This window comes from Hymenobacter volaticus (genome assembly GCF_022921055.1).
In the GTDB taxonomy this organism is placed as follows: Bacteria; Bacteroidota; Bacteroidia; order Cytophagales; family Hymenobacteraceae; genus Hymenobacter; species Hymenobacter volaticus.
Map to the genome: position 1 here is coordinate 1 of NZ_CP095061.1, position 25000 is coordinate 25000.

Here is a 25000-nt window from a genome sequence, read left to right on the forward strand (position 1 = left end):
TAGCTCTATATACGCTTCATAAAAAGGAATTATAAGAAATGTGCAGTTAAACGTGCGTTGTAATGTGCCTGAATTGAAATTCAAATTTTCCTGCTGTACATTTGTTAGGTTACTTATCCAGAAAGACTGAGGGATTGGGCCCTACGACGTCTTGGCAACCTGAGTAAAACAAGGTGCCAACTCCCATTTCGTCCTACTTCTGCGACGGAAGAAGATAAGTACGGAACCTGCACCCGCAGTTTTCTCTTTCTGGATGAGCTGGTTCAACGACGGCATTCTGTAAAGAGAAATATATGAAAACCCACTGTCCCGACTCCCCGCTTTACGATATTCTGCAACGGCGCATCCTGGTGCTCGACGGCGCCATGGGCACCATGATTCAGCGGCACCCGCTGGAGGAAGCAGACTTTCGGGGGTCCCGTTTTGCCAACCACCCCAAACCATTGCGGGGCAACAACGACCTGCTCAGCCTGACCCGCCCCGATATTATCAAGGGCATTCACGCCGAGTATTTCGCCGCCGGGGCCGACATGGTGGAAACCAACACGTTTAGTGGTACCACCATCGCGCAGGCCGATTACGGACTCGAGGACATTGTGTATGAGCTGAACTATGAATCGGCGCGCCTAGCCAAGGAAGCCGCCGACGAGTTTACGGCGCAGAATCCGGCCAAGCCCCGCTTTGTGGCAGGCGCCGTTGGACCCACCAACCGTACTGCCTCCCTTTCGCCCGACGTGAACCGGCCGGGCTTTCGCGCCGTGACCTTCGATGAGCTGGCCACCGCTTACCACGAGCAGGTGCGCGGCCTTGTTGATGGCGGTTCCGATGCGCTGCTTATCGAAACCATCTTCGATACGCTCAATGCTAAAGCGGCGCTCTACGCGGTGCAGAAGTTCTTCGACGAAGGTGGCCGGGTGGTACCCGTTATGATTTCGGGCACGATTACCGACGCTTCGGGCCGCACCTTGTCGGGGCAGACAGTGGAAGCTTTCTGGAATTCTATCCGTCACTTACCGCTGCTGAGCGTGGGCCTAAACTGCGCCCTTGGTGCCGACCAGCTGAAAGTGTACGTGAAGGAGCTCAGCCGCATTGCCGACGTGCATGTTTCGGCCTACCCCAACGCGGGTCTGCCCAACGCTTTCGGCGGCTACGACGAGTCGGCACAGGAATTTGCGGACGTAGTAGAAAGTTACCTCTCCGACCGGCTTGTGACCGTGGTGGGCGGCTGCTGCGGTACCACTCCTCAGCATATAGCCGAGCTAGCCAAGCTGGCGGATAAGTACGAGCCACGCCCTCTGCCGGAGGTGGCACCCGCTACCCGCCTAAGTGGTCTAGAGCCCTTCGGCATCACCGACGAAAGCCTCTTTGTGAACGTGGGCGAGCGGTGCAATGTGACGGGTAGCCGCGCGTTTGCCCGCCTCATCCGCACGGGTGCCTACGAGCAAGCCCTACAAGTGGCTCGCGACCAAGTGGAAGGCGGTGCTCAAATTATCGACGTGAATATGGACGAAGGCATGCTTGATTCCGAGCAGGCCATGACCACCTTCCTCAACCTGATTGCCTCCGAGCCCGACATTTCACGGGTGCCGGTGATGATCGACTCCTCGAAATGGAGCGTACTCGAAGCGGGTCTGAAGTGCGTGCAAGGCAAGAGTATCGTCAACTCTATTTCGCTTAAGGAAGGCGAGGAAGTATTTAAAGAGCGTGCCCGCACGGTGCGGCAGTACGGTGCGGCCATGGTGGTGATGGCCTTCGACGAGAATGGCCAGGCCGATTCCTACGAGAAGCGCATCGAAATCTGTAAGCGCAGCTACGACATTCTGGTCAACGAAGTCGGCTTCCCCGCCGAAGACATCATCTTCGACCCCAACATCCTGACCGTGGGCACTGGCATGGAGGAACACCGCAACTATGCGCTGGACTTCATTGAATCGGTTCGTTGGATCAAAGCAAACCTGCCCGGCGCCCTCACCAGCGGCGGCGTCAGCAACATCAGCTTCTCGTACCGCGGCAACGACGTGGTGCGCGAAGCCATGCACTCATCATTTCTGTTCCACGCCATTAAAGCTGGCCTGGATATGGGCATCGTAAACCCGAGCCAGCTGGCCGTGTACGATGAAGTGCCGAAAGACCTACTGGAATTAGTGGAAGACGTGCTGCTCAACCGTCGCCCCGACGCCACCGAGCGCCTCGTTGACTTCGCCGAAACGGTGAAGCAGAAAGACAAGGTGGAAGTGGTGGCCGATGCGTGGCGCAGCCTGCCGGTGCAAGAGCGCCTACAGCACGCGCTGGTGCGTGGCATCACCGAGTTCATTGACCAAGATACTGAGGAGGTCCGCCAACAAGTAAATCGTCCGCTGGAGGTGATTGAGGGCCCGCTGATGTCCGGTATGAACGTGGTCGGTGACCTGTTTGGCGCCGGTAAGATGTTCCTGCCGCAGGTAGTGAAATCGGCGCGGGTGATGAAGAAAGCTGTGGCTTACTTGGAGCCCTACCTGCTGGCCGACAAGCAAGGGTCGGAACGCCAAACGGCGGGTAAGATCTTGCTGGCTACCGTGAAAGGTGACGTGCACGACATCGGCAAAAATATTGTGGGTGTGGTACTGGCCTGCAACAACTTCGACATTGTGGACTTGGGCGTAATGGTGCCTCTGGAAAGAATTCTGGACGAAGCCGTGAAGCAAGAAGTAGACGTTATCGGACTAAGCGGCCTGATTACGCCGAGCCTTGATGAGATGGTGTACGTGGCGCAGGAAATGGAGCGGCGCGGTTTGAAGCTGCCCCTGCTCATTGGTGGTGCTACCACTTCCCGCCTGCACGCTGCCGTGAAGGTGGCGCCCAATTATTCCGGGCCGATGGTGCACGTGAACGATGCGTCGCGCAGTGTGGGAGTTGCTGCTGGTTTGCTCGGTTCTGCCAAAGACGAATACGCTCGCACTGTGCGCGATGAGTACCGTCAGTTGCGGGAAGACTACGCCGGGCGCCAGCGCGATAAGAACTACCTCAGCATCGAGGCTGCCCGCGAAAACGGCTTCAAAGCCGATTGGGAAACCACGCCTATCGTGAAGCCGAACTTCTTGGGCACTCAAACTCTGGAAGACTACGACTTGGCCGAGTTAGCCACCTACATCGACTGGACGCCTTTCTTCCAAACTTGGGAGCTGAAAGGGCGCTACCCGCGCATCCTCACCGACGAGAATGTAGGCGAAGCCGCTACCCAACTCTTCAACGATGCGCAAGCCATGCTCAAGCGCATCATCGACGAGAAATTGCTCACGGCTCGCGCCGTAATAGGTTTCTGGCCCGCCAACACGGTGGACTATGACACGGTGCAGGTGTTCAAAGACGACAGTCGTACCGAAGTAGCTACCGAGTTCTTTACACTGCGTCAGCAGAGCGAGAAAGCCGCTGGCGTGCCTAACCTAGCTTTCTCCGACTTCGTGGCGCCGCTGGAAACCGGTCGGGCCGACTACATCGGGGGCTTTGCCGTCACGGCGGGTATCGGGATTGAGAAGCACCTCGAGAAGTTCGAGGCCGAGCACGACGATTACTCTAGCATCATGATGAAGGCTCTGGCCGACCGTTTGGCCGAGGCCTTTGCCGAGCGCTTGCACCAGCGCGTGCGGGAAGAGTTCTGGGGCTACGATCCGGCCGAGAATCTTTCCAACGAAGACTTGATTCAGGAGAAGTACAAAGGAGTGCGTCCGGCGCCCGGCTACCCTGGCTGCCCCGACCACACCGAGAAAATCACGCTTTTCCAGTTGCTCGACGCGGAAAACAAAACCGGTATTCGGCTCACTGAAAACTTGGCTATGTATCCGGCCTCGTCGGTTAGCGGCTTGTATTATGCGCACCCCGATTCGCGCTATTTCGGCTTAGGCCGGATTGGAGCCGACCAGGTGGCGGATATTGCGCAGCGCAAGAACATGCCACTGCCGGAGCTAGAGCGTTGGTTGATGCCGAACCTGAATTACGACCCTACATCGGTGCCCGTAACCGCGCTGTAAACTCACGCTTCATATTCCTGCTTTTGCGGCGGGTAATCTTACACCATACTTCTTACTGCGCTTAGCCAACGCTAAGTCCTACGTTATACCCGAATTATTCCGCTCTTCCCTACATGGGAGAGCGGAAAGCGGGGCCCACCCTATGAAAGTAACCGACCATATCACTCGCGCCAACGGCAAAACCCTGTTTTCTTTCGAGGTATTGCCGCCGCGCAAGGGCGAAAACATCCAGAACCTATTCAGCAATATCGAGCCGCTGATGGAGTTCAAACCCCCGTTCATTGACGTAACGTATCACCGCGAGGAATATGTGTACCGGCAGCATCCGAACGGGTTTTTGGAGAAGAAAACGGTGCGTAAGCGCCCGGGTACGGTAGGCATTTGCGCGGCCATCAAAAACCGCTTCGATGTTGATACGGTGCCTCACCTTATCTGCGGCGGCTTCTCGAAAGAAGAAACCGAAAACGCCCTCATCGACCTGCACTTCCTTGGTATCGATTCGGTACTAGCCTTGCGCGGCGACCCAATCAAATCGGAGGGCACGTTCAAGCCGCACCCCGATGGGCACGCCTTCGCCAGTGACCTGATAGGGCAGGTGAAGTCGCTGAACCACGGCGAGTACTTGGATGAGAAGCAGGACGACACTTGGGCTACCAATTTCTGCATCGGCACCGCTGGCTACCCCGAAAAGCACTTCGAAGCGCCCAACTACGGAGCCGACATCCGCTACCTGCGCCATAAGGTAGACCGGGGCGCCGACTACATCGTCACGCAAATGTTCTTCGACAACGAGCAGTTCTTTAAGTTCGAGAAGAGCTGCCGCGAGGCCGGTATCACGGTGCCTATCATTCCGGGCCTGAAGCCCCTCACCACCAAGAGCCAACTCACCATGCTGCCGCGCACGTTCTTCCTGAACCTGCCCGAGCCGCTGGTAGAAGCCATCAGCCAATGCCGCGACAATGATGCCGCTCGGCAAGTCGGCATTGAATGGTGCATCAATCAGTCCAAGGAATTGATGGCGCATGGCGTACCGAGCTTGCACTACTACAGCATGGGCAAGTCGGAAGCAATTCGGCGGGTAGCGCAAGAACTATTCTAGGCTCCTAAGCACACTAATCCAGCGCGCCAGACAGTGCGGCGCGGAGAATCTCTTTTAGAGAAGCGGATATTCAATACGAATCTCCACAGTCTCGTACAAAGAAGCTCTCCGCGCCGCACTGTCTGGCGCGCTGTTTTTACTTACTACTCCACTATGTCGACTCTTGATGAGCTATTCGTGCGCCTGCGGGAAGCCACGACCCCCATGGAAATAGAAACCTTGCAGAGCGGCATCTGGCAACTCTGGCTTACCACCGGCGAGCACCTACTAGACAAACACCTGGAAGCAGGCATGCGCGCCCTGTCAGCGGGCAACTACACGCAGGCCATCACCGATTTCACTACTCTAATTGAACTGCAGCCAACTTATGCCGAAGGTTGGAACAAGCGCGCCACGGCGTATTATCTGCGTGGCGAGTACCGCGCTTCTTTAGCCGACATCCGCGAGACGTTGCGCCGGGAGCCTCGCCATTTTGGCGCGCTGTCGGGCTGGGCCAGTATGTTGCGCACCCTTGCCGACGACCGGGGCCTGCTGCGGGTGTTAGTGAGACTAGAACAGCTTTGTCCTCATTGGCCGGGCATACAAGGGCAACTCCACGAGTTGCGCAATCGATTGAACGAGTCAGAGGAGTAATCCACTGGTGTACTATTGTGGGTTGATATAGTATTTGTATATTTCCGGAAATTCGCTTTTCTGTAGCAATTCTATAGATGCATTGCTTTTGCTTTTTAAATCTGTATACGAGCAAATTACAATGAAAATCAATGAATTTACGCGGCAAAGTGATATGCAAATTATTTGTATTTAAACGATAAAAAATTACTCGTTGCAGCGTTTGTTGATTCCCCACAAGCAGTGCAGTGACTTCACCTTACCCATTCTATGAAACACTTGTATACACTACTGGTAAGCTGTACTATGCTGGCGTTGGCTGCTCCTGCGCAAGCGCAGAAGCAACGCACAACCGAATATGAAAGTGGTATGATAGAGAAAGGCCAGAAAGTAGGTGTATGGGAATACTATAGCTACACCCGCGACGGCCGCCAAGTATTAGTACAGCGCTACGACCACACTGCTCAAAAGTTGGTATTCTACCGGCCCATCGAGGATAAACCGTATGATGTGGAAATAAAGCCGGGAGAGTGGACTCGTACTAATGTGCAGCAGCCCCCACTTTACGTTGGTGGTGAAGCCGCATTGGCTGCGTATATGAGCAAGCTCACTTACCCGCAGGAAGCGCAGAACCGCAATATTCAGGGCCGCGTCCTGATAGAGTTTGCTATCGATACTTTGGGCCGCGCTTCGAAACACAAGGTACTGAATGGCATTGGTGGCGGCTGCGACGAAGAAGCATTGCGCCTCAGTCAAAGCATTCCACCGCAATGGATTGCACCTCGCTTAGCTGGTCGGGCTGTTCCGGTTCTGTATCAATTGCCCTTTACGTTCCGGCTAGAGAAAGCCAAGTAAGAACCGCGTTGGTAGTAGGAGCGGCAGGATAGAAGCTGAGGGCGAACGACTCTTCTATGCACTCCTCAACATCACTACTGCGTATTGCCGCACACTTTACCTGGTTAGGTTGCGTACATTGGAGCCATGAAACTGCTCTCTTTGTTCCGCCCACTGGTTATTTCCTGTTTTGGAGCCCTTGTCCTTACCGCCTGCGATTCTACACCGCGCGAGCGGCAGGAAATAGTACGCCAGGAAGCCCGCAAACTCGACACTGCTGCCAACCGGGCTGCGGCCAAGCTCCGTGTGGCCGGCCGGCGGGCAGCCCGCTTCGATTCTGTTTCGCGCGCTCGTACCCGCCAGCCCCTCAACGAAACGGCAACGGCTACGTTCACCAATCAGCTGTTGGGCCGTTATGCTGCCATTGAACAACTGACACCTACCACCGTTGAACCAGCCTTTGTGCAGTTTATGCAACAGGTGCGGGCCCGGCACCGGCAGTGGACACAGCGCGATTGGGATTATGCCACGGCCATTAGCCGCCGCCTCAATGCGCAATTCCGCGCTATTCGGCTCGACATCAAAGGCCGCGACGAGTTGCACATCAGAGCTTTGCAAACGGAGTTTACGGCCCTTGAAACACGCCGCGATGTGAAAGACTTAGGCGAGGCAGTGAAACAACCTTAGTAGAAGTAGCTTTTTGTATGCTGAGCCCCGCCCTACGCGGGGCTTCTGCGTTTAGGAAGTGAGGTTAGATATGAAGTATGCTAAGACGAGTTTCAGATTTCAGTCGGGTAATGCTCTTTGCTAGCATTGGGGTGTTAACGGTTTTTGCAGGGCATGCACAAAATCCATCATCTAGTATCTCGGCAGTTGAAACGGTGCCGGCAGTCAACCAGTGGCTAAGCCCCGGCGACCGACTCCAAGTGCGCCTCATCGCCCAACCCGGCGTTCAGGCTTCATTTCTTAACGGGCAGCCCCTTGTTGAACTAACTCCGGCTCAGGCGCAAGGCAAGTTTGGGGTATACCAAGGCACCTACGTAGTGCAGCCCGGCGACACGCTAAACGACCGACGCATTGAGGTGCAAGTTCTGACGCCGGACAGTGTACTGGAAGTCGGATTCAGCGGAAACACCGTCCGGTTTTTGAATCATAATGAACCCCAGCTCGCCGTAACCCGCAGCGATTTAGCGTACTTAAACTATGGGTTGGGGGAGGACCGGCTGGGTGGCGCCAAGCTTGGTTACCTTGATTCGTTGGTGGTGCTCCACCTCACAGGCCGTGTGGGCGAACTGTACCGCGTGCAACTCGCGACGGGCCAGCACGCTTGGGTACCACAGAACGTAGTACGGTTGCTACCGCCCGGCAACTTTGTGCCTACTTCTCTCACTGGTTCCTGGAGCGTTCAGGGCGACTCACTGTATGACTATGTGCGAGTGCCGCTCAGCGCAAGGCTTCCTTATCGTACTCAACTACTTGAAAACCCAACGCGGCTAGTGGTGGATGTGTTTGGCGCTACTTCCAATACCAATTGGATAACCCAGCGCACGGGTTTGCAGGAGTTAGGAGCCGTTTATTACGAGCAGCCGCAGCCCGATGTGTTTCGGTTGGTACTCCCGTTGCGTCACCGCCAAAGCTGGGGGTACCACCTTGGCTACCAGGGCAACACGCTAGTGGTGCAAGTGTCTCGCCCGCCTGCTAAGCTTCGGCTGCGCGGCCTGCTTGTGGCTGTTGATGCGGGCCACGGCGGTACCAACGTAGGTGCTACGGGAGCCAGTGGCGCCCGGGAGAAAGACCTAACGCTTGCCATTGCCCAGAAGCTACGCCAAGAGTTAGAGCAAGCCGGGGCCCGTGTAGTAATGACCCGCGAAGCTGATATTAGTGCTGAAATAAGTGACCGGGTAACCCTGCTGCGCCAGCCCCGACCTGCGTTGTTGGTGAGCATCCACGTCAACTCAGCGGGCAACACAACCGTGCAGGGGACCAGCGCCTTCTACCGTTATGTGGCGTTTCGGCCACTGGCGGCGGCGCTCTACAAACAGATGCAGGGTACTGGGCTGGCAGGGTGGGGACTGGTAGGTAATTTCAACTTCGGCCTGAACGGGCCCACTGAATACCCTAATGCGTTAGTGGAAACAGCTTTCGTATCCAACCCAGCCGATGAGCAGCGCCTCACAAACCCAGCTTTTCAACAGCAAATGGCGCAGGCCATGACGCGCGGGCTTAAGGTCTTTCTGAAGCAAACTCGTGCAAAAGGCCCAAAGGGTTGGCTACTAAAACAAGCTGCCTTGGAAGACAAATAATGCCCTCGGAAGCTGCAATAAGGGTAGGTACACGAAACAAAGGAAAGCAAGTGTATTAGACTATAGGTTTTTAGCAAAAAATAGTTGGACGTTTAAAAGTATTCGGCGTAAAAGCCGATATCTTCCTCATTCTCAGTTCAGGTAAACACTTCTGAATTGCCTCTGAGAAGAGCCGTTCCTACTATCTCTCATCAAACCCACCGCTTCGCATGGCAGAATCTTCTTTACTGGACCGTAGCCGCACTGTGGCTGGCCCGGGGTACAACCGCTGGTTGGTACCACCTGCTGCACTTGCTATTCACTTGGCCATTGGACAAGCATACGCATTCAGCGTGTTCAAAAAGCCGCTCGGCGCCCTTGTTAGTGGCAACCCGGATGCACCTGCACCTACCGACTGGACCCCTGGCCAACTCGGTGTTATCTTCTCTATTGCTATTGTCTTGCTCGGGTTATCAGCAGCGGTTTTTGGGAAATGGTTGGAGCGAGTAGGTCCGCGCAAAGCCATGATGGCGGCGGCACTATGCTTCGGCGGCGGATTCTTTATTGCTGCGCTAGGCGTGCACTTACACAGCATTTGGCTGGTATATTTTGGCTATGGCTTTGTGGGCGGAATTGGGCTAGGTATTGGCTACATATCACCAGTCAGTACCCTTATCAAGTGGTTCCCCGACCGGCGAGGCGTGGCAACGGGTATGGCCATTATGGGCTTCGGTGGCGGCGCCATGATTGGCTCGCCATTGGCCGTAGCCCTCATGGACCGGTTCAAAGACACTGCCCCCAAGGAGTAGCGCCTACATTTTTAGTAATGGGTTTGATTTACCTGTTGTTTATGCAGTTCGGCGTTTGGTCTATTCGGGTACCAGCCGATGACTGGAAGCCGGCTGGTTACGTGCCCTCCAACGAGCATAACGCTCTTATTACTACTGGTAACGTAACGGCCGACAACGCCATTAAAACGCCGCAGTTCTGGCTGCTCTGGGTGGTGTTGTGCATGAACGTAACGGCCGGTATCGGCGTGCTCGAAACGGCTTCGCCCTTGATTCAAGAAACCTTCTCTGATACAGCTATGGGTTCTGGGCGAGGAGTAACGGCAGCAGCAGCGGCGGGCTTTGTAGGACTACTGAGCTTGTTTAACCTACTGGGCCGCTTCTTCTGGTCGTCAGCTTCCGATAAACTAGGGCGTAAGCCTACGTATGCCATCTACTTCGGCTTGGGAATTCTGCTCTATGCGTTGGTGCCCACTCTGGGGAAGGCGCGCAGCTTACGCTGTTTGTGGTAGTGGCCTGCGTGATTCTGAGTATGTATGGGGGCGGCTTCGCTACTATTCCAGCATATCTGTCCGATTTGTTTGGGAAGATGCAGGTAGGGGCTATTCACGGACGGTTGCTGACGGCGTGGAGTACGGCTGGCGTGCTTGGCCCGGTGATAGTCAACTACCTCCACACGAGCGCTAAGGCCAAAGGCTTGGCAGGAGCAGCCGCTTACCAATCGGTGTTTTACACAATGGCCGGTTTACTCGTGATTGGGTTGATTGCCAACTTCTTGGTGCGGCCCGTGGCAGAAAAGTATTTCGAGAAAGAAGCCGCCAAAAAAGTAGCAGCGTAAGCAAGCGGCTGTTCCCTGTTTCTTCACTGTAATCAATTCATCTTATGGAGCATACTTCTTCCAATACGCCGAATGATACGCCTAGCTCTGGTGCTGCGGTGGCAATAGCCTGGCTCTTTGTTGGTATTCCGCTTGCTTGGGGCGTCACCCAAACTTTTATCAAAGCACTGGCGCTGTTTAAGTAGCGCCGGCTGTAGACTAGCTTCTACAATAAAATACTTACTAGATGAAAGAAGCACTCATTTGGGTGCTTCTTTTGTTTTGTCTGAAACCTACCTGCACCTGCAACATGTCCGACCAGCCTGCCGACGAATCTATCATTCAGCTGGCGTCTTTCGCCAACGCTATATCGGCGCATCTGGCTAAAAACCAGTTGGAAGCTGCCGATATCCCCTGTTTTATTAGCAACGAGAATCGGCCGTATGGGCCTATTTCCGGCGGAGTACGCCTGCACGTCCGCCGCCGCGACCTAGCCGCTGCGCAGGAACTGCTGTACCCCGACCAAGCGGCTATGCAAGCCCTGCCCGCCACCGACGAAACCGATGCTGCGTCGGAAGTTATCCGCTGCCCTCGCTGCCACCACACCGATGTGGTTTGCCGCCAAGAGCCCGAGCCCAATGATAGTTTGCTCACAAAGCTTCGCCTCTGGATAATGTCGCCGGAGAAGCCGCAGTGCCACTGCTTTCAGTGTGGGTTAGATTTCGAGGCCTAAGCAGTGATCCAACCGCTTATTATTCAAGGCCTTAAATTTGGTGCCAACGCCGTGTGATTTCGCTATAGCAACACAAGCTGTTTCCTATGAAAATACCTTCCGTTGGCATCAATCAAACAGGAGCTTTAGGGACGGACAATCCAAATCAAGAGTCAGCCTTCTTGCCACCAACAACAAATTATCCGGCGCTCTTGCCGGATGCTACCCCCGCTCAGCAACAAGAATACGAGCGCGGCCGCTGGAATCATTTTTTGCTTGATGCCACGTGGCGCCGTACGCGCTTTAACGCTCAGCCTAACGCACTGTTAATGGAAGCCATTTGTGGCCGCCCAACCGGTAAGGCGTTGGACGTGAACATGGGCGAAGGACGCAATGCCATTTATCTGGCCCAACACGGCTGGCAGGTAACCGGCGTTGACTATGCCGAGCAAGCGTTGGCTTTTGCCCGCCAGCGGGCCCAGCAAGCAGGCGTTTTCCTCACTACTATCGAGCAAGATGTAGCTGCCTACTCGTGGGGCACCAATGAGTGGGACCTTGTTGTGCTTTGCTACGCCGATGAGGAAACCCATGTAGCGCAGGCACACGCGGCACTCAAGCCCGGGGGCTTGCTTGTGTTCGAGAACTTCCACACCGACGTCAATCGAGCACGCGGAATCAAGCCCGGTCAGGAAATCGGCTTTGCAACCGATGAGCTGAAAAACTGCTATGCTGCTGCCGGCTTCCAGGTTTTGCGCTACGAAGAACCACTCGGAGTTGCCGACTTTTCCTTGGAAACCCAACGGTTAGTGAAATTGGTCGCGCAAAAACGGTGAACATTACCCTACCGAATCTACCGAAACCGCCATGCGGGCAGCACAGCACCAGCAGCAAATAGCTCTTGCTCGGGTGGCAACTCAAGAAACGCATTGCTAGCCAACAAACTAGCTAAGTCGCCGGAACCACCGGCTCGTTCGGGATGGGCTAGCAACTGGCCGTTGCGGGCATATTCTAGCCGGACCAGCAGGAAATGCGTGAGCTTGGGCCGAAAGCTAACATCAACGGCAAGCACGGCCGGTACAGGGCCCGCTTCGGCCAAGTACGCAGCAGTTGGTTGCTGCACTCCGAGCAGCCAAGGCCGCGCGTACCGATAGAAATTCACGAAAGTGGAAACCGGATTGCCGGGCAGCGCAAACACGACAGCGCCACCAGGGCTCTGGCCAAACCAAAACGGTTTGCCAGGCCGCTGCTGCACTTCATGAAAAATTTGCTCTACGCCAAGTTCGCGCAGCACTTCCGGCAAGAAATCGGCTTTGCCCTTCGATACGCCCCCGCTGAGTATCACAGCGTCATACTCAGTTAAGAGAACCGGTAGATTCTGTTGCAGGATGGCTACATCATCGTTGAAATGAAACGCCTGCGTAATGGCACCCGTCTGCTCGGCGGCGGCTTGTAGCATGAGCGCATTGGAACGACGAATCTGGTGGGGGAGGGGCCGCTCGGCAATGGACACTAGCTCGTCGCCGGTGCTTACTACAGCCACTCTGGGCCGCCGTGTTACGGCCACCGTGCTAGCCCCAATGGTAGCCGCAACCGCCATTTCGGCCGCGCCTAAGTGCGTGCCAGCCGGTAACAGCAAGTCACCTTGACGGCGGTCGGCGGCGCGGGGGTGCACGTTGTGCCCGGCGTGGGGTGGCGGCACTTGTACAGTAGCAAAGCGCTGGCCGGTAGTCTCTTCCGTACGAAACATGAGGTCTTCGTAGCGAATGACGGTATCCGTACCCTCGGGGAGCATGGCGCCGGTCATGATTTCGGTGGCCGCCTGTGGGTTGAGTTGCGGAATGGGGGCCTGGCCGGCAAATTGGATGCGCTCAATTGGAAACTCGCTCAGGCCCGTTGCCAATGCCTCGAAACGAATGGCAATACCGTCCATGGCGACCCGGTTGAAAGGAGGGAAGTCTCGGTCGGCGTGCAGGTCTTCGCGCAGGATGCGGCCCGCAGCCAGAGGCAGCGCCAAAAACTCGACAGGCAACGATTGAATGGTGGCCGCGACGCGGCGAGTGGCTTCTTCTACGGAGAGCATAGGCACGAATATAGCGGAAGCTTCCGCTTACGGCGGCAATTGTAACCAGGGACAGCCTGAGTTGGTTGTGAGTGCGCTATGACGCTTGGAGCCAAGCAAGCGGAACGTACCCGATAACTTGCCGTATGCCTAGCGCGTACCGGCGTACGAATAGTAGTGCGAAAACGCCCCTGTCTTTTATCACTTCGAGCTTACGCTCTTCTTTGTCTTCATGTCTGAATCTTCTAAGCTCACCCACCTCAACGCCGCTGGCCAACCAGCCATGGTGGATGTAGGTGCCAAAACCGCTACCCGCCGCGTAGCGCGGGCCCGCAGCCGCGTGATAGTGGGCGCCGAAATCCTGTCCTTGGTGCAGGATGGCGATTTGCCCACGCGCAAAGGGCCGGTGTTTCAAACGGCTATTCTAGCGGGTATCATGGGAGCCAAACGCACTTCGGAGCTGATTCCGCTCTGCCACCCCTTAGGCCTCGACGACTGCCAAGTGCGGATTGAAGTGCAGGCACCAGATGCCGTGCTTATTGAATGCACCGCCAGCGTAACTGGCAAAACCGGCGTGGAAATGGAGGCCCTAACCGGCGCTTCGGTGGCAGCCCTTACTATCTACGACATGTGTAAGGCCCTTTCGCACAACATCGTTATTCAGGAAACCCGGCTGCTCAGCAAAACTGGTGGCAAACAAGACTTCCATCATGCCGACTGATTCTACTCCCCACCGCAAACACGCACAGCTTGCCCGCCCGGCGCTAGGCGAGTTCGGCCGCCACGAGCTGGCTATCCTTGGCGCTCCTTGCGGCCGAATCAAAGAGTTGGTGACCCGCCTCTTGCCCCACCTGGAACCTGTATTGCGCGTAGCGTACGTGGATGCCGACCATGCCGCCGGCGACGATGCCGCTCAGGGAGGCACCGGAGGCGCCGACGTTATTATGCAAGCTGGTGCCAGCGTTGAGCTCACCGATAAAATCACGTTCCGCCGCCTCGATCTGCGCCGCGACGTTGATAAGTTTGCGCAGCAGGAGTGGATGCACCACCAAAGCTTGGTGCTGGTAAACGGCAACCACTTCCGGGCCCGTCAGCAAATCATCATTCTCGACCCCGCCAAGCCGCTCGAAAAAAAGCTAGACCGCCTCACGGATGTACGCCTGATTTTGCTGCCCGAAGGTGTAACCGAGTTGCCGGACTATCTGCGTGAGCATCTTCAGGATACTACCATTCCACAATTGGCGCTAGCCGACACCGAAGCCATTGCCGCCGCTATATTGCAGGAGTGGCAACAGCAACGCCCGTACGTGCGGGGCTTAGTACTGGCGGGTGGTCGAAGCCAGCGCATGGGCGAAGACAAAAGCCGCCTCACATATCATGGTCAGCAAGAGCAGCGCGCCTATGCTGCCGGGTCGTTGGCTCCGTTCTGTGAAGACGTGCTTGTATCTTGCCGCCCCGACCAAGTGGCTGAACTCGAAGCCGCTGGCCTTGCTCCCCTGCCCGATACGTTTCTAGGGCTAGGTCCCATGAGCGGTTTACTCTCGGCTTTTCAGTTAGACCCGGATGCTGCTTGGCTAGTAGTAGCCTGCGACTTGCCTTTTCTCACAGAGGCTACCCTAAGCCACTTGCTGGCGCACCGCCACGCCGGGCGCATGGCCACGGCCTACCGCAGCCCCGAAAACGAGTGGCCCGAGCCGCTTATTACTATCTGGGAACCCCGCAGCTATGGCACACTATTGCGCTTCCTGAGCTTGGGCTATTCCTGTCCCCGCAAAGCCCTCATCAACTCTGACATTGAACTATTGCCCCTCCCGCACCAGCCGAGCTGCGGAACATTAATACCCCCGAGCAGCGAGAAGCCGCCGCGCAGGAGCTAAATGGGCAGAGCTAAAAACTGGGTGTTTCTCTCAAACGAGATTACGTATCTAGTGAGAAGCAGGAAGGGGCATTTGATTAATGACCAACCGTTGATGTCGTTGCCAAAGTATATCGGTCATGCTGAGCGCAGCCGAAGCATCTCGCGTGCTGACGTTGCAGTGCTAACTCAACGAGGCGAGCGAGATGCTTCGGCTGCGCTCAGCATGACGGACTGAATAAACAATGAGTGTTCAACTCTTTAGCTGACTCCTCAGTTAAGGGAACGGCTAGCTTTTAGCTACGGGTGGGCGGCTACCCATACGTCGCCGTCTTCATAAAACTCTTTCTTCCAGATAGTCACCACTTGCTTTAGGGTATCGATGATGTACTGGCAGGCGGCGAAGCTCTCGGCGCGGTGAGGCGTTGACACAGCCACGACCACCGCCACGTCGCCAATTTGGAGGGTGCCTTTGCGGTGAATAACTACTACGTTTTCGAGCATAGGCCAACGCTCTTGCGCCTGCGTAGCTACTTTGCGCAACTGGTGCAAAGCCATGCTGTCGTAGGCTTCGTATTCGAGGCGAACAACGGGGCGGCCGGTGCTCTTGTTGCGAACCGTGCCGATGAAGGTGTTAACCGCCCCGGCGCCGTCGGCCTGCACTAGTTGCAGGGCGGCGGATACATCAATGGGCTGGTCGGTGAGGTCGATGGTAATCAAGGAAGAACAGGCAAGCAGGAAGAAAGAATAACTAGTAGCAGCTAATCGAAAATTTAAGCGGTTGCTAAGCAGTGGCTTACGCTATTGCGTTGATTCAGTGTTAGCCACCAGCCACTGGCGGAATCAAAGCAATTTCGTCTCGCTCGTGCAGGCGTTGCGTGTCGGTTGCGTACTCGTTGTTGACGGCAACAGCGAGGCTGCTAAGCTGGCCGAGGGCCGGGTATTGGGCGCGTAGCTGTTCGAGCAGTTGCTGCACTGGCTGGTCGTCTGGCGCATTAACTTCCAGCACCGATTGGCCCACTATTTCTTTGGCAATGCCAAAAAGAGCTATTTTCAAGTTCATAATATCCTACATTCAGTACGTAAAGACCAAACTAGATGCGGCTACATCTGGTTATGCCTAGCACGAAACTAGCATCGAAGCCTTACAAGGTTAGATTACGCATAGTGGAAAACAAATGACTGTTTTCACAGAAAAAACGTTAAGTCTGCGTTGGCCGTGCTGAAATTCTAGAATCCGCGTAATCCTTACTTTGTATGTCTGCTGTTGCTTCGTCTGTTTTATATGATAACCATGGTCGGCCGCTCGAATACGTGCGCTTAGCCGTGACGGACCGTTGCAACCTGCGCTGCTTCTACTGCATGCCTGAAGAAGGCATCAAGTACATGCCCAAGCAGGAACTGCTCACCTACGAGGAAATGGAGCGCCTAGTGGGCCTGATGGCAAAACTAGGCGTGCGCAAAGTGCGCCTCACCGGTGGTGAGCCTTTTGTACGGCGCGACCTAGTGCCTTTCATGGCTCGGCTGGCTGCCCTACCTGGCATCGACGACCTTAGCCTCACCACCAACGGCGTGCTAACGGCCCCTTACGTGCCTGACTTAGTCCGCATTGGTGTGAAGTCCGTTAACCTGAGCCTCGATACCTTGGACCGGGCCCGTTTCGCGCGTATCACCCGCCGCGACGAGTTGCCGCGCGTTATGGACACGTTTTATGCGTTGCTCACGGCTGGTATTCAAGTGAAGATCAACGCCGTAGTGATGGACGGGCAGAATATCGAAGACCTAGTGCCACTCACCGAGCTAACGCGAGAATTGCCGGTTGATGTACGGTTTATCGAGGAAATGCCGTTCAATGGAGGCAGTCATGCGGCCACGCCTGCCACTCTGCCTTGGAACCACCGTCGTATTCGGGAGCACCTAGAAGCGTATTTCGGCGCGTTTACGCAATTAGTAGGAAAGGCTGGTGCTACAGCATCCGAGTATAAGGTAGCAGGGCACTTGGGGCGCGTCGGCATTATAGCGGCTTACTCGCGTACCTTCTGCGGCACCTGCAACCGAATTCGGCTTACTGCCGAGGGTGGCCTCAAAACTTGCCTTTATGACCAAGGCGTACTCGACATCCGGGCTCTGCTCCGCAATGGCTCATCCGACGCAGAAATTGTGATGGCCCTGACGTCGGCTTTCCAGCACCGTGCTGCCAATGGGTTCGAAGCCGAACGCCAGCGCCCCTTGCACCAGCTAAGCTTCGAGTCGATGTCGACTATAGGCGGGTAGAGCCTGGGCGTGGTATCCGCACTTACTTCTGCATAGCTCCTGCCTGACAGCGCCGTCGCCATGAAGTTTCTGATTTCGCTGTTTGCGCTAGCAGGATTGCTTTACTTGGGCGTCTGCGTGTTGCTGTATTTCAAGCAAGAGCGGCTACTATTTTTCCCTCAGAAGCTCGCCAAAGACTATCAATTTACGTTTGGAGTTCCGTTTCAGGAGCGGTGGATTAAGACCTCCGACGGCGTTCCGCTGCATGGGTTGCTGTTCCCGGCCACTAATTCCAAAGGCCTGATCTTTTACCTGCATGGCAACGGTGGCGCCCTCGATAGTTGGGGAGAGGTAGCGCCGTTTTACACGCGCCTGGGCTACGATATATTCATGCTTGACTATCGTGGTTACGGCAAGAGCAGCGGTCAAATTCAGAGCCAAGTGCAGTTTCTTAGCGACGCAGAAACTGCTTATCAGCAATTACTTGAAGAGTACCCTGAGAGTCAAGTGATACTGCTTGGCTACTCTTTGGGTACCGGAGTGGCGGCGTGGCTTGCGGCTCAGCATCAGCCCAAATTGCTAGTGCTGCAAGCACCCTATCCGAGTATGCGCGCTATGGCCCGACACTATTACCCCTGGATTCCGGGATTTGTGGTGCGCTATCCGTTGGCTACTGACAAAGTACTGCCCCGCGTTAAAGCGCCGGTTATCCTCTTCCACGGCGACCAAGACGAGGTTATCGACTATCAGTTGACGCTGCCCTTAAAAGCTGCTCTGAAACCGCAAGACCAGTTTATTACCCTAGAGGGAGCAGGTCACAACAACATGACCAACAATGCGGTATATCAGCAACTGATAGAGCGTATTCTTAGCCACTAGAGCCAGCAACTGGTTGCTTGCCTAGGAGGCTGTTGTTTCTGCTTATGGTATTTGTTTGAAAAGCATTGTTTGCCTTCGCGCCATTATGAGCGCTATTTAGGCGAGCTACTTGGCAGAAGTTTGTTCGAGTTGCTCGAGCACTTGGTCTATTGTCATGCTGCCTTCCACAAATTGGGTAAGCAACGTCCGTTCGTATGGGCTAGGATCCAAGGAAGTATTTTGCGCGAATCGCAACGCCCACGAAACGGCGTATTGCCGCTTTTCCTTGTTCTCCAAAAAGGAAGCTCGAGTAGTATTCATAGGTGCAATGGGGAGGAGGCGAGGAATGCTTATAATACTGCAATATCAACAAAAATACCCCCCCCTATAACTGTATTAATACGTAATTTAAGTTCGTTATATACTTAGTGTCAAATCCTTGTTTTGATACGGGTGAGTAGCTTTTAAGAACTAATCTCAACGTGTGTTAAGATGTAAAATCGTGTTTTTTGGCTTTGGTTGTGCATCATCACATATAATAAAAGTCATAGATGAATTATGGTGGTGGGTGTTATTAAAGCATGATTAAAATTAGAATCAGGCTCGCTCACAATTACTGTAACTATTACTTAGTATAAGTTACTAACCAACTGACCGCCAGAAACTAGGTTTTACTTACCAATGCCTACCCAGCCGCGTTGCATGGCATAGTGTAGGGAAGTGCCTACCAATAGTCCTACTAGATAGCCGTAGGGCAAGCCTGCACAAAGTAAACCGGTCAGTAAGGCTAGCAATAGTCCGGCCCGATCCGCTACAAGGTCGCGGATGAGGGCCGCCAGAGTCAACGATTCAAACAAAAGCAGAACCCCAAGAATGGGGAGCGGAAAGATCTGCACCACTTGCTGAAATCCTTGGCTGAAAAACAGGCCTAGCACCAGAAACAGCACGCCATACAATACCACTGAGCCTCCCGTACGGGCACCGAACGCATAGTGCCCTACCATGCCGCCCGAGCCGTGACAAACAGGAAAGCCGCCCAGGAACGGATTCACTAGGTTCATCAAGGCATACGTGAAGCTGATTTGCTTCACGGTTAAGTTGCGCTCTGGAAAATAATCGTGGGCTATTTGCCGGGTAGCCAGAATAGAGTTGCCGAGCGACAACGGAATCTGAGGCAACGCCAGCAGTACCGCACCTGTCAGAATATCGGTAGTGGCGGGCGTGTGCCAAGATGGAAAGTGCAGGCCAATAGCACGTTGGGCAGTGGTTAGGTCTAGTTTGAAAGCAAGAGCATACAGCACTCCTAACGCAATAACGATCAGTGCCGCAGGCCAGCGGCGGTTGCCGAGCAGCAGTACCGTAACTGTGAAGCCCACCGCCGCTAGTGCATAGCCCGGTAAGCCATCGGCGGGCACATATTCCTTGAGCGCCAGCGTGGCCAACTGTAAAGCCAAGCCAAACTGAATGCCGCGCACCACGGGCTTCGGTACCAGCCGCGCCAATGCATCAATAAGTCCCGTAATCGAGAGTAGAAACATACTGATGCCAATGGCCAGTCCGCCGCCGTAAATCACCCGGCCCGGAATCTTTTGGGCAATAACTAAGGCAGCAAACGCTTTAAGCGGCTGCACGGGCATCGGCATTCCATACCAAACGCCTGAAAATACCTGCATCAGCCCAAACATTACCAATACCCCGGCGCTATCCGCGCCCGAGGCGGCCAACACCCCAATCAGTAGCGGCAAGTCGGTACCCAAGTCGCCCAAGGCACCGGCTAGTTCGTTGCGGTCGAAGCGCAGGCGCGGGCGAGTAGGTAGGGTAGGAGCAGTAAGCGGCATGCGAAACGTTGTCGGGTTAGTATAGGAAGGTCAGGACGGAGAGAGCCGGTAGCAGGCAGCGCCGTGAGCTATTTCACCTGTTCGCCTACGCCGAGTTCTTCCCATGCTTCCATTCCGCCGTCTAGATTGAGCAAATTGGCAAAGCCGAATTCAATTTGCAGTCGTTCGATGGCTTGGGTGCTGCGGCGGCCCGAACGGCAGTACACCACCACCGGATGATGGCGCGGAATAGAACCTACTCCTTTGGCTAAGCTACCCAACGGCAACAGCGTGGCGCCGACGAGGTGCTTTTTATGAAACTCGTCGGGTTCCCGCACATCCAGCAGGAAAGGCGCATGCTCTGACTCTAGCTGCTGCTGTAGTTCCGTTGCCGAAATAGCGTTTATGCCTACACTGCATAAGTCAGCGTAGTCGGCCGGGCTAGCCGATTGCAGGTTGACGGCCGCCGACTCGGGGCGGCGCGCAAACTTTATCACTCGGGTTTGAAACGACAGCGCATCCAGCACCCAAAGTCGTCCGCTCAATACCTCGCCAATACCAAGTAGTACTTTCAGCGTTTCAGAAGCCTGCGCCGTACCCACAATACCGGGCAGCACTCCCAACACGCCGGTAGCATCGCAGTTGGGGGCTTCTCTGCCCGAAGGTTGCTGCGGAAACAAGCAACGGTACGTAGGACCACCTTGGTAGTTGAACACCGAAACCTGCCCTTCAAACTTGTAAATAGCCCCCGATATCAGCGGCTTGTTGAAGCTCACGCAGGCGTCGTTGAGTAAGTAGCGCGTCGGAAAGTTATCAGACCCATCCACCACCACGTCATACTTAGTTACCAGGTCACGCACATTGCCTAATGTAGCACGGCATACGTGCACTTCCGTGTGTACCAACGGATTGAGCTGCCGCACCACCCGGCCTGCCACTTCCGCTTTAAACTGCCCTAGGTCGCGAGGGCCGTAGAGAATTTGGCGCTGCAAGTTGCTGGTTTCCACTTTGTCGGCGTCTACAATGCCGAGCGTGCCCACTCCGGCAGCGGCCAAGTATTGGAGCACGGGGCAGCCTAACCCGCCCGCGCCAACCACCAATACCCGAGCTTTTTTGAGTTGTAGCTGGCCAGCTTCTCCAATCTCGGGGAGTTGCAGATGACGGCGGTAACGGTTGCGTTCTTCGGAAGTAAGCACGGCAGGAAAAAGAAGTAACAATGAAAATAATAGGCGGTATTCGGGCACAACGCAGTAACCTGCTCACCTAAGCAACATTTAAACCTTGATCTGTACCGCAAGGTTAAACAACTGTGAGGATGTGTTGCGAGTTCTGTGCTGTCCCGCTACTCTTCGGACCGACATCTTAATTTCTTATTTTTAATTGAAAGTCTTCCTACCTCCTACCAGCTACGAGTACGTAACGGTGCACAAAGTGCAGGACCACGACGTAGCCACGGCCTCCGATGTGCTAGCCGTGGAAGAGCCGTTGGAAATTCGCATCGGTTTCGGCCCCACCGGGCAGCGCGAATACCGGACGCTTTCCATTACCATGCGCACCCCCGGCCACGACTTCGAGCTTGCCGCCGGCTTCTTGCTTACCGAAGGTATCATCCGCACCCGCCAAGAATTGCACGGCGTTATTTATTGCCCAGATGTAGAGAAGGAAGAAGAGCGTGAAAACGTAGTCCGGGCCGAACTAGCGCCTACTGCTATGCCTGACTTGCCGCGCCTAGAGCGCCATTTCTACACCAGCAGCAGCTGCGGCGTCTGCGGCAAAACTAGCATCGATGCTGTGCACGCGTCGTCTTGCCCCATGTTGCCCACCAACGGCCCCTACGTTCACCCCGACGTAATTCATCAACTGCCAGCCAAGCAACGGGCCGCTCAAGCGTTGTTCGAGCAAACCGGTGGCTTGCACGCCGCTGCTTTGTTCTCGCCAGAAGGTGACTTGCTTTTGCTACGCGAAGACGTCGGCCGGCACAACGCCCTCGATAAAGTAATTGGGGCGGCCTTGCTGCAAGAATGGTTGCCGTTGCATGAGCACGTATTGCTAGTTAGTGGCCGCGTTAGCTTCGAGCTGGTGCAGAAGGCCGCAGTAGCCGGCATTGCCGTACTAGCTGCGGTAGGCGCTCCTAGCTCCCTCGCTGTTTCCGCCGCTCGTGACTTTGGCATGACCGTTTGCGGCTTTGTGCGGCAAAACCGCTACAACGTTTACTGCCACGAGTGGCGCCTCCGTCTCCCCACCACTGATAGCCCCACAACTCACTAAGCTGGTTCAATCAGCGGCTTGAGTTGGCCGCTAGGAAAATCAGTGAAATCAGAAGAACAAACATCACCTAGTGCTATGAAGCTCCGCATCGAAGATAATTCCCTCCGCCTCCGGCTATCGTCGGAAGAAGTAACCGACTTTCAGCAAAACGGTCGCCTCGAAACTATCGTGTCGCTTGGTCCTTCCGTCTCCGACCGGCTTATTTATGCGCTTCAGCGCGACGAAAACGCCACAGGCTCAACGCCTAGTGTATCCTACACGTCGGGCCGGGTGGTAGTGCGCTTACCAATTACTGTTGCTGATGCCTGGGCTTCTTCCGACGAGGTAAGTTTGAGCGGTATAGTGGAGGTAGCCGACAACCAAGTAGTACATATATTAGTAGAGAAAGACCTCGGCTGTAAGCACTAACCGAGACCTAAGCTCGTGCCCTAATTCCCACCGTTACCTTTTGTCAAGCCATGGAAGACTCTCCCGCCACCGATCCAAGTAAAGCCGGTCACAAGCAAGAGCAAAACGCCAGCAACGCGCCCAAAAGCGGCGAGCGTCCCGGTCAGGGCGAAGCGCCTGCTCCCGACCACTACCATACCAATGCTGACAATCCGACCATGGCCGAGCATGAAGCCAGTGCTGATGCGCCCAAGCGGCATATTCCGGCACCCGAAACAGCCAATGCCAAGTATCTGTACCCTATCCTGGCCCAACCGCCCGAAGAGCTAACCGGCCTGCGTTTGGAAGGCCGCGCCAAAATAGCTGCGGGCGTCACGGCCGTCGTTAAGTCCATGCAGTTTAGTTGGAGCGAAGGTGGCGTAGGCCGCGGTTCCAAGGCGCTGCTTGGTATGAACCAGAAGGATGGCTTCGACTGCTCGAGTTGCGCTTGGCCCGACCCCGACGAGCACCGCTCCGTAGCCGAATTTTGCGAAAACGGCGCTAAAGCGGCAGCTTCCGATGCTGACGACCGCGCCGCCGGTCCCGAGTTCTTCGCCAAGCACACCCTGGCCGAGCTTTCTCGCCTCACCGACCGAGATCAAAACAATACCGGCCGCCTGACGCACCCCCTGGTGAAGCGCCCTGGCTCCGACTACTACACCAAGATTGAGTGGCCTGAAGCCTTCCAGATTGTAGCCGATGAGCTGAATGCCTTGGCTTCTCCTGACGAGGCAGTGTTCTACACATCGGGTAAAGTACCCAACGAGCCGGCCTTTTTATTCCAGCTGTTTGCCCGTGAGTTTGGCACCAACAATCTGCCCGACTGCTCCAATATGTGCCACGAAAGCAGTGGCTCCGCCCTCAGCCCCACATTAGGCTTGGGCAAAGGCTCCGTCACGCTCAATGACATTCATGAGGCCGAAGTTATCCTGATCATTGGGCAGAATCCTGGCACCAACCACCCACGCATGCTCACGGCCCTGCAAAAGGCCAAACGCAACGGAGCCAAAATCATCAGCGTTAACCCCCTCATCGAAGCCGGCCTCAACCATTTCAAAAACCCGCAGGACTTCATGAATCCCCTTAAGGCGCTAGGCGCACTGATGGGTGACGGCACTCAAATTACCGACCTTTATCTGCAAGTACGCGTCAACGGTGATATGGCACTCTTGCGCGGTATCATGAAGCATCTATTCGAGGCCGAAGACATGAATCCAGGCCAGGTAGTGGACCGGCCGTTTATAGACAAGTACACCACTGGCTTTGAAGAGTTCGAGCAAAACATCCGCAACACCAGTTGGGCTGATATTGAAGAACTAAGCGGCATTTCAAGAACTCAGTTGCTGGAGGCTGCCAATATCATTGCTACCAAGCAAAAGATTATTACCTGCTGGGCGATGGGGGTCACGCAGCAAAAAAACGGCGTTCAAACCATCCAGGAAATCGTCAACCTACAGTTGATGAAAGGCGCTATCGGCAAACCCGGGGCGGGCACATGCCCGTCCGTGGCCACTCCAACGTGCAAGGCGACCGGACCATGGGCATTTGGGAACGAGTAAGTACTGAATTCCTCGACTCACTGGAAAAGGAATTTAAGTTTTCTGCTCCTCGCAAAGACGGTTTCGACGTAGTAGAGAGCATCAAGGCAATGGTCGAAGGCAGAACCAAAGTTTACTTCAGCCTCGGCGGCAACCTACTAGCTGCCGGCCCCGATACCGAATTGATTGCCGAGGGCATGCGCAAGCAGAACCTCACGGTATTTGTGGGTACCAAGCTCAACCGCGGCCATCTCGTCACCGGCAAAACCAGCCTGCTCTTGCCGTGCTTCACCCACGCCGACATCGATATGCAGCGCTCAGGTCACCAAATGACTTCTTGCGAAAACTCCATGGGCGTCGTAAGTCAGAACAAAGGCATTTTGGTGCCGCTAGCCGGTGAAATGCTCAGTGAAGTGGCCATCATCAGCGGAGTAGCTATTGCTACCCTCGGCGACCGAACCACCACCGATTGGGTAGCTATGACCGAAAACTACGACGTCATTCGCGACCATATTGCCCGCGTTATCCCTGGCTTCGAGAATTTCAACGAGAAGCTCCGCCGCCCCGGTGGCTTCTATTTGCCCAATGGACCTCGGGAGCGGAAGTTTACCACCAAAAACGGCAAAGCCAACTTCACATCCACTACGATAACCAAGCACACGCTTGAGCCTGGTCAGCTAGTACTGATGACAGTTCGTAGCCATGATCAGTTTAACACCACGATCTACGAATACAACGACCGCTATCGCGGCATCCACAACGAGCGACGTGTCCT

The 25000-nt window shown here is 55.2% G+C and carries 24 protein-coding genes, 1 pseudogene and 1 riboswitch (1 of these 26 cut by a window edge); of the genes and pseudogenes, 19 read left to right on the plus strand and 6 right to left on the minus strand.

Annotation, left to right across the window (positions count from 1 at the left end; translation table 11 throughout):
* Positions 1 to 110 precede the first annotated feature (110 nt).
* Positions 111 to 221: riboswitch (SAM riboswitch) on the plus strand.
* Between the two features lie 72 nt (positions 222 to 293).
* From metH to MUN86_RS00055, 12 genes are all read left to right on the plus strand, one after another.
* Positions 294 to 4007 (plus strand): methionine synthase, encoded by a 3714-nt coding sequence (metH, locus tag MUN86_RS00005; RefSeq protein ID WP_245120403.1) that lies wholly within the window; start codon positions 294 to 296, stop codon positions 4005 to 4007.
* A 142-nt stretch (positions 4008 to 4149) separates the two neighbouring features.
* Positions 4150 to 5106 (plus strand): methylenetetrahydrofolate reductase [NAD(P)H], encoded by a 957-nt coding sequence (metF, locus tag MUN86_RS00010; RefSeq protein WP_245120405.1) that lies wholly within the window; start codon positions 4150 to 4152, stop codon positions 5104 to 5106.
* 153 nt (positions 5107 to 5259) lie between these two features.
* Positions 5260 to 5739, plus strand: coding sequence for a tetratricopeptide repeat protein (locus MUN86_RS00015; protein WP_245120407.1), 480 nt, complete (start codon positions 5260 to 5262; stop codon positions 5737 to 5739).
* Between the two features lie 249 nt (positions 5740 to 5988).
* Positions 5989 to 6573: an energy transducer TonB gene (locus MUN86_RS00020; RefSeq protein ID WP_245120409.1), complete on the plus strand. Its 585-nt coding sequence runs from the start codon at positions 5989 to 5991 to the stop codon at positions 6571 to 6573.
* A gap of 126 nt (positions 6574 to 6699) precedes the next feature.
* A complete protein-coding gene (locus tag MUN86_RS00025; RefSeq protein ID WP_245120410.1) occupies positions 6700 to 7239 on the plus strand; it encodes a hypothetical protein in 540 nt (179 codons plus the stop codon).
* A gap of 110 nt (positions 7240 to 7349) precedes the next feature.
* Positions 7350 to 8855 carry an N-acetylmuramoyl-L-alanine amidase gene (locus tag MUN86_RS00030; protein WP_245120412.1) on the plus strand — a complete coding sequence of 502 codons (1506 nt, stop codon included), beginning with the start codon at positions 7350 to 7352 and terminating at the stop codon, positions 8853 to 8855.
* 209 nt (positions 8856 to 9064) lie between these two features.
* Positions 9065 to 9643 (plus strand): MFS transporter, encoded by a 579-nt coding sequence (locus MUN86_RS30995; RefSeq protein WP_280640565.1) that lies wholly within the window; start codon positions 9065 to 9067, stop codon positions 9641 to 9643.
* Between the two features lie 41 nt (positions 9644 to 9684).
* Entirely contained in the window at positions 9685 to 10134 is a 450-nt protein-coding gene (locus MUN86_RS31000) for an MFS transporter (RefSeq protein ID WP_280640566.1), read from the plus strand.
* On the plus strand, positions 10128 to 10460 hold the full coding sequence (locus MUN86_RS00040) for an MFS transporter (protein ID WP_245120413.1): 333 nt from the start codon (positions 10128 to 10130) through the stop codon (positions 10458 to 10460). Before MUN86_RS31000 ends, MUN86_RS00040 begins: the two co-directional genes overlap by 7 nt.
* A gap of 44 nt (positions 10461 to 10504) precedes the next feature.
* A complete protein-coding gene (locus tag MUN86_RS00045; protein ID WP_245120414.1) occupies positions 10505 to 10645 on the plus strand; it encodes an MFS transporter small subunit in 141 nt (46 codons plus the stop codon).
* Between the two features lie 104 nt (positions 10646 to 10749).
* On the plus strand, positions 10750 to 11172 hold the full coding sequence (locus MUN86_RS00050) for a putative signal transducing protein (protein ID WP_245120415.1): 423 nt from the start codon (positions 10750 to 10752) through the stop codon (positions 11170 to 11172).
* A gap of 86 nt (positions 11173 to 11258) precedes the next feature.
* The gene (locus MUN86_RS00055; RefSeq protein ID WP_245120416.1) at positions 11259 to 11984 is read left to right on the plus strand and encodes a class I SAM-dependent methyltransferase; all 726 of its coding nucleotides are present in this window, start codon (positions 11259 to 11261) and stop codon (positions 11982 to 11984) included.
* A 17-nt stretch (positions 11985 to 12001) separates the two neighbouring features.
* Here the strand turns inward: MUN86_RS00055 and MUN86_RS00060 are convergent, their stop codons facing one another.
* On the minus strand, positions 12002 to 13231 hold the full coding sequence (locus tag MUN86_RS00060; RefSeq protein WP_245120417.1) for a molybdopterin molybdotransferase MoeA: 1230 nt from the start codon (positions 13229 to 13231) through the stop codon (positions 12002 to 12004).
* A 211-nt stretch (positions 13232 to 13442) separates the two neighbouring features.
* Between MUN86_RS00060 and moaC the strand changes: the two genes are divergently transcribed.
* Together moaC and MUN86_RS00070 are read left to right on the plus strand one after the other, a co-directional pair.
* The gene (gene moaC, locus MUN86_RS00065; protein WP_245120418.1) at positions 13443 to 13931 is read left to right on the plus strand and encodes a cyclic pyranopterin monophosphate synthase MoaC; all 489 of its coding nucleotides are present in this window, start codon (positions 13443 to 13445) and stop codon (positions 13929 to 13931) included.
* Positions 13921 to 15087 carry an NTP transferase domain-containing protein gene (locus MUN86_RS00070; RefSeq protein WP_245120419.1) on the plus strand — a complete coding sequence of 389 codons (1167 nt, stop codon included), beginning with the start codon at positions 13921 to 13923 and terminating at the stop codon, positions 15085 to 15087. The genes moaC and MUN86_RS00070 overlap by 11 nt, the downstream gene beginning before the upstream one ends.
* A 278-nt stretch (positions 15088 to 15365) precedes the next feature.
* Here MUN86_RS00070 and MUN86_RS00075 read toward each other — a convergent pair whose 3' ends face one another.
* Positions 15366 to 15785 (minus strand): molybdenum cofactor biosynthesis protein MoaE, encoded by a 420-nt coding sequence (locus MUN86_RS00075; RefSeq protein ID WP_245120420.1) that lies wholly within the window; start codon positions 15783 to 15785, stop codon positions 15366 to 15368.
* A gap of 100 nt (positions 15786 to 15885) precedes the next feature.
* Positions 15886 to 16128, minus strand: a complete 243-nt coding sequence (locus tag MUN86_RS00080) for a MoaD/ThiS family protein (RefSeq protein WP_245120421.1) — start codon at positions 16126 to 16128, stop codon at positions 15886 to 15888.
* A 194-nt stretch (positions 16129 to 16322) separates the two neighbouring features.
* Here MUN86_RS00080 and moaA point away from each other — a divergent pair, with 194 nt between their 5' ends.
* Positions 16323 to 17339, plus strand: a complete 1017-nt coding sequence (moaA, locus tag MUN86_RS00085; RefSeq protein WP_245120422.1) for a GTP 3',8-cyclase MoaA — start codon at positions 16323 to 16325, stop codon at positions 17337 to 17339.
* Between the two features lie 60 nt (positions 17340 to 17399).
* Positions 17400 to 18197 carry an alpha/beta hydrolase gene (locus tag MUN86_RS00090; protein ID WP_245120423.1) on the plus strand — a complete coding sequence of 266 codons (798 nt, stop codon included), beginning with the start codon at positions 17400 to 17402 and terminating at the stop codon, positions 18195 to 18197.
* Positions 18198 to 18302: 105 nt separating this feature from the next.
* Here the strand turns inward: MUN86_RS00090 and MUN86_RS00095 are convergent, their stop codons facing one another.
* The 3 genes from MUN86_RS00095 to moeB form a co-directional block, all read right to left on the minus strand.
* Positions 18303 to 18497, minus strand: coding sequence for a hypothetical protein (locus MUN86_RS00095; protein WP_245120424.1), 195 nt, complete (start codon positions 18495 to 18497; stop codon positions 18303 to 18305).
* 350 nt (positions 18498 to 18847) lie between these two features.
* Entirely contained in the window at positions 18848 to 20014 is a 1167-nt protein-coding gene (locus MUN86_RS00100) for a putative sulfate/molybdate transporter (RefSeq protein ID WP_245120425.1), read from the minus strand.
* Between the two features lie 68 nt (positions 20015 to 20082).
* Entirely contained in the window at positions 20083 to 21189 is a 1107-nt protein-coding gene (gene moeB / locus MUN86_RS00105; RefSeq protein ID WP_245120427.1) for a HesA/MoeB/ThiF family protein, read from the minus strand.
* 184 nt (positions 21190 to 21373) lie between these two features.
* On the opposite strand from moeB, the gene fdhD reads away from it, so the two are divergent.
* The 3 genes and pseudogenes from fdhD to MUN86_RS00120 all read left to right on the plus strand — a co-directional run.
* Positions 21374 to 22261: a formate dehydrogenase accessory sulfurtransferase FdhD gene (fdhD, locus tag MUN86_RS00110; protein WP_245120428.1), complete on the plus strand. Its 888-nt coding sequence runs from the start codon at positions 21374 to 21376 to the stop codon at positions 22259 to 22261.
* A gap of 75 nt (positions 22262 to 22336) precedes the next feature.
* Entirely contained in the window at positions 22337 to 22669 is a 333-nt protein-coding gene (locus MUN86_RS00115) for a DUF7009 family protein (RefSeq protein WP_245120430.1), read from the plus strand.
* 50 nt (positions 22670 to 22719) lie between these two features.
* Positions 22720 to 25000: pseudogene (locus MUN86_RS00120) on the plus strand (FdhF/YdeP family oxidoreductase); it runs 295 nt beyond the window's last position.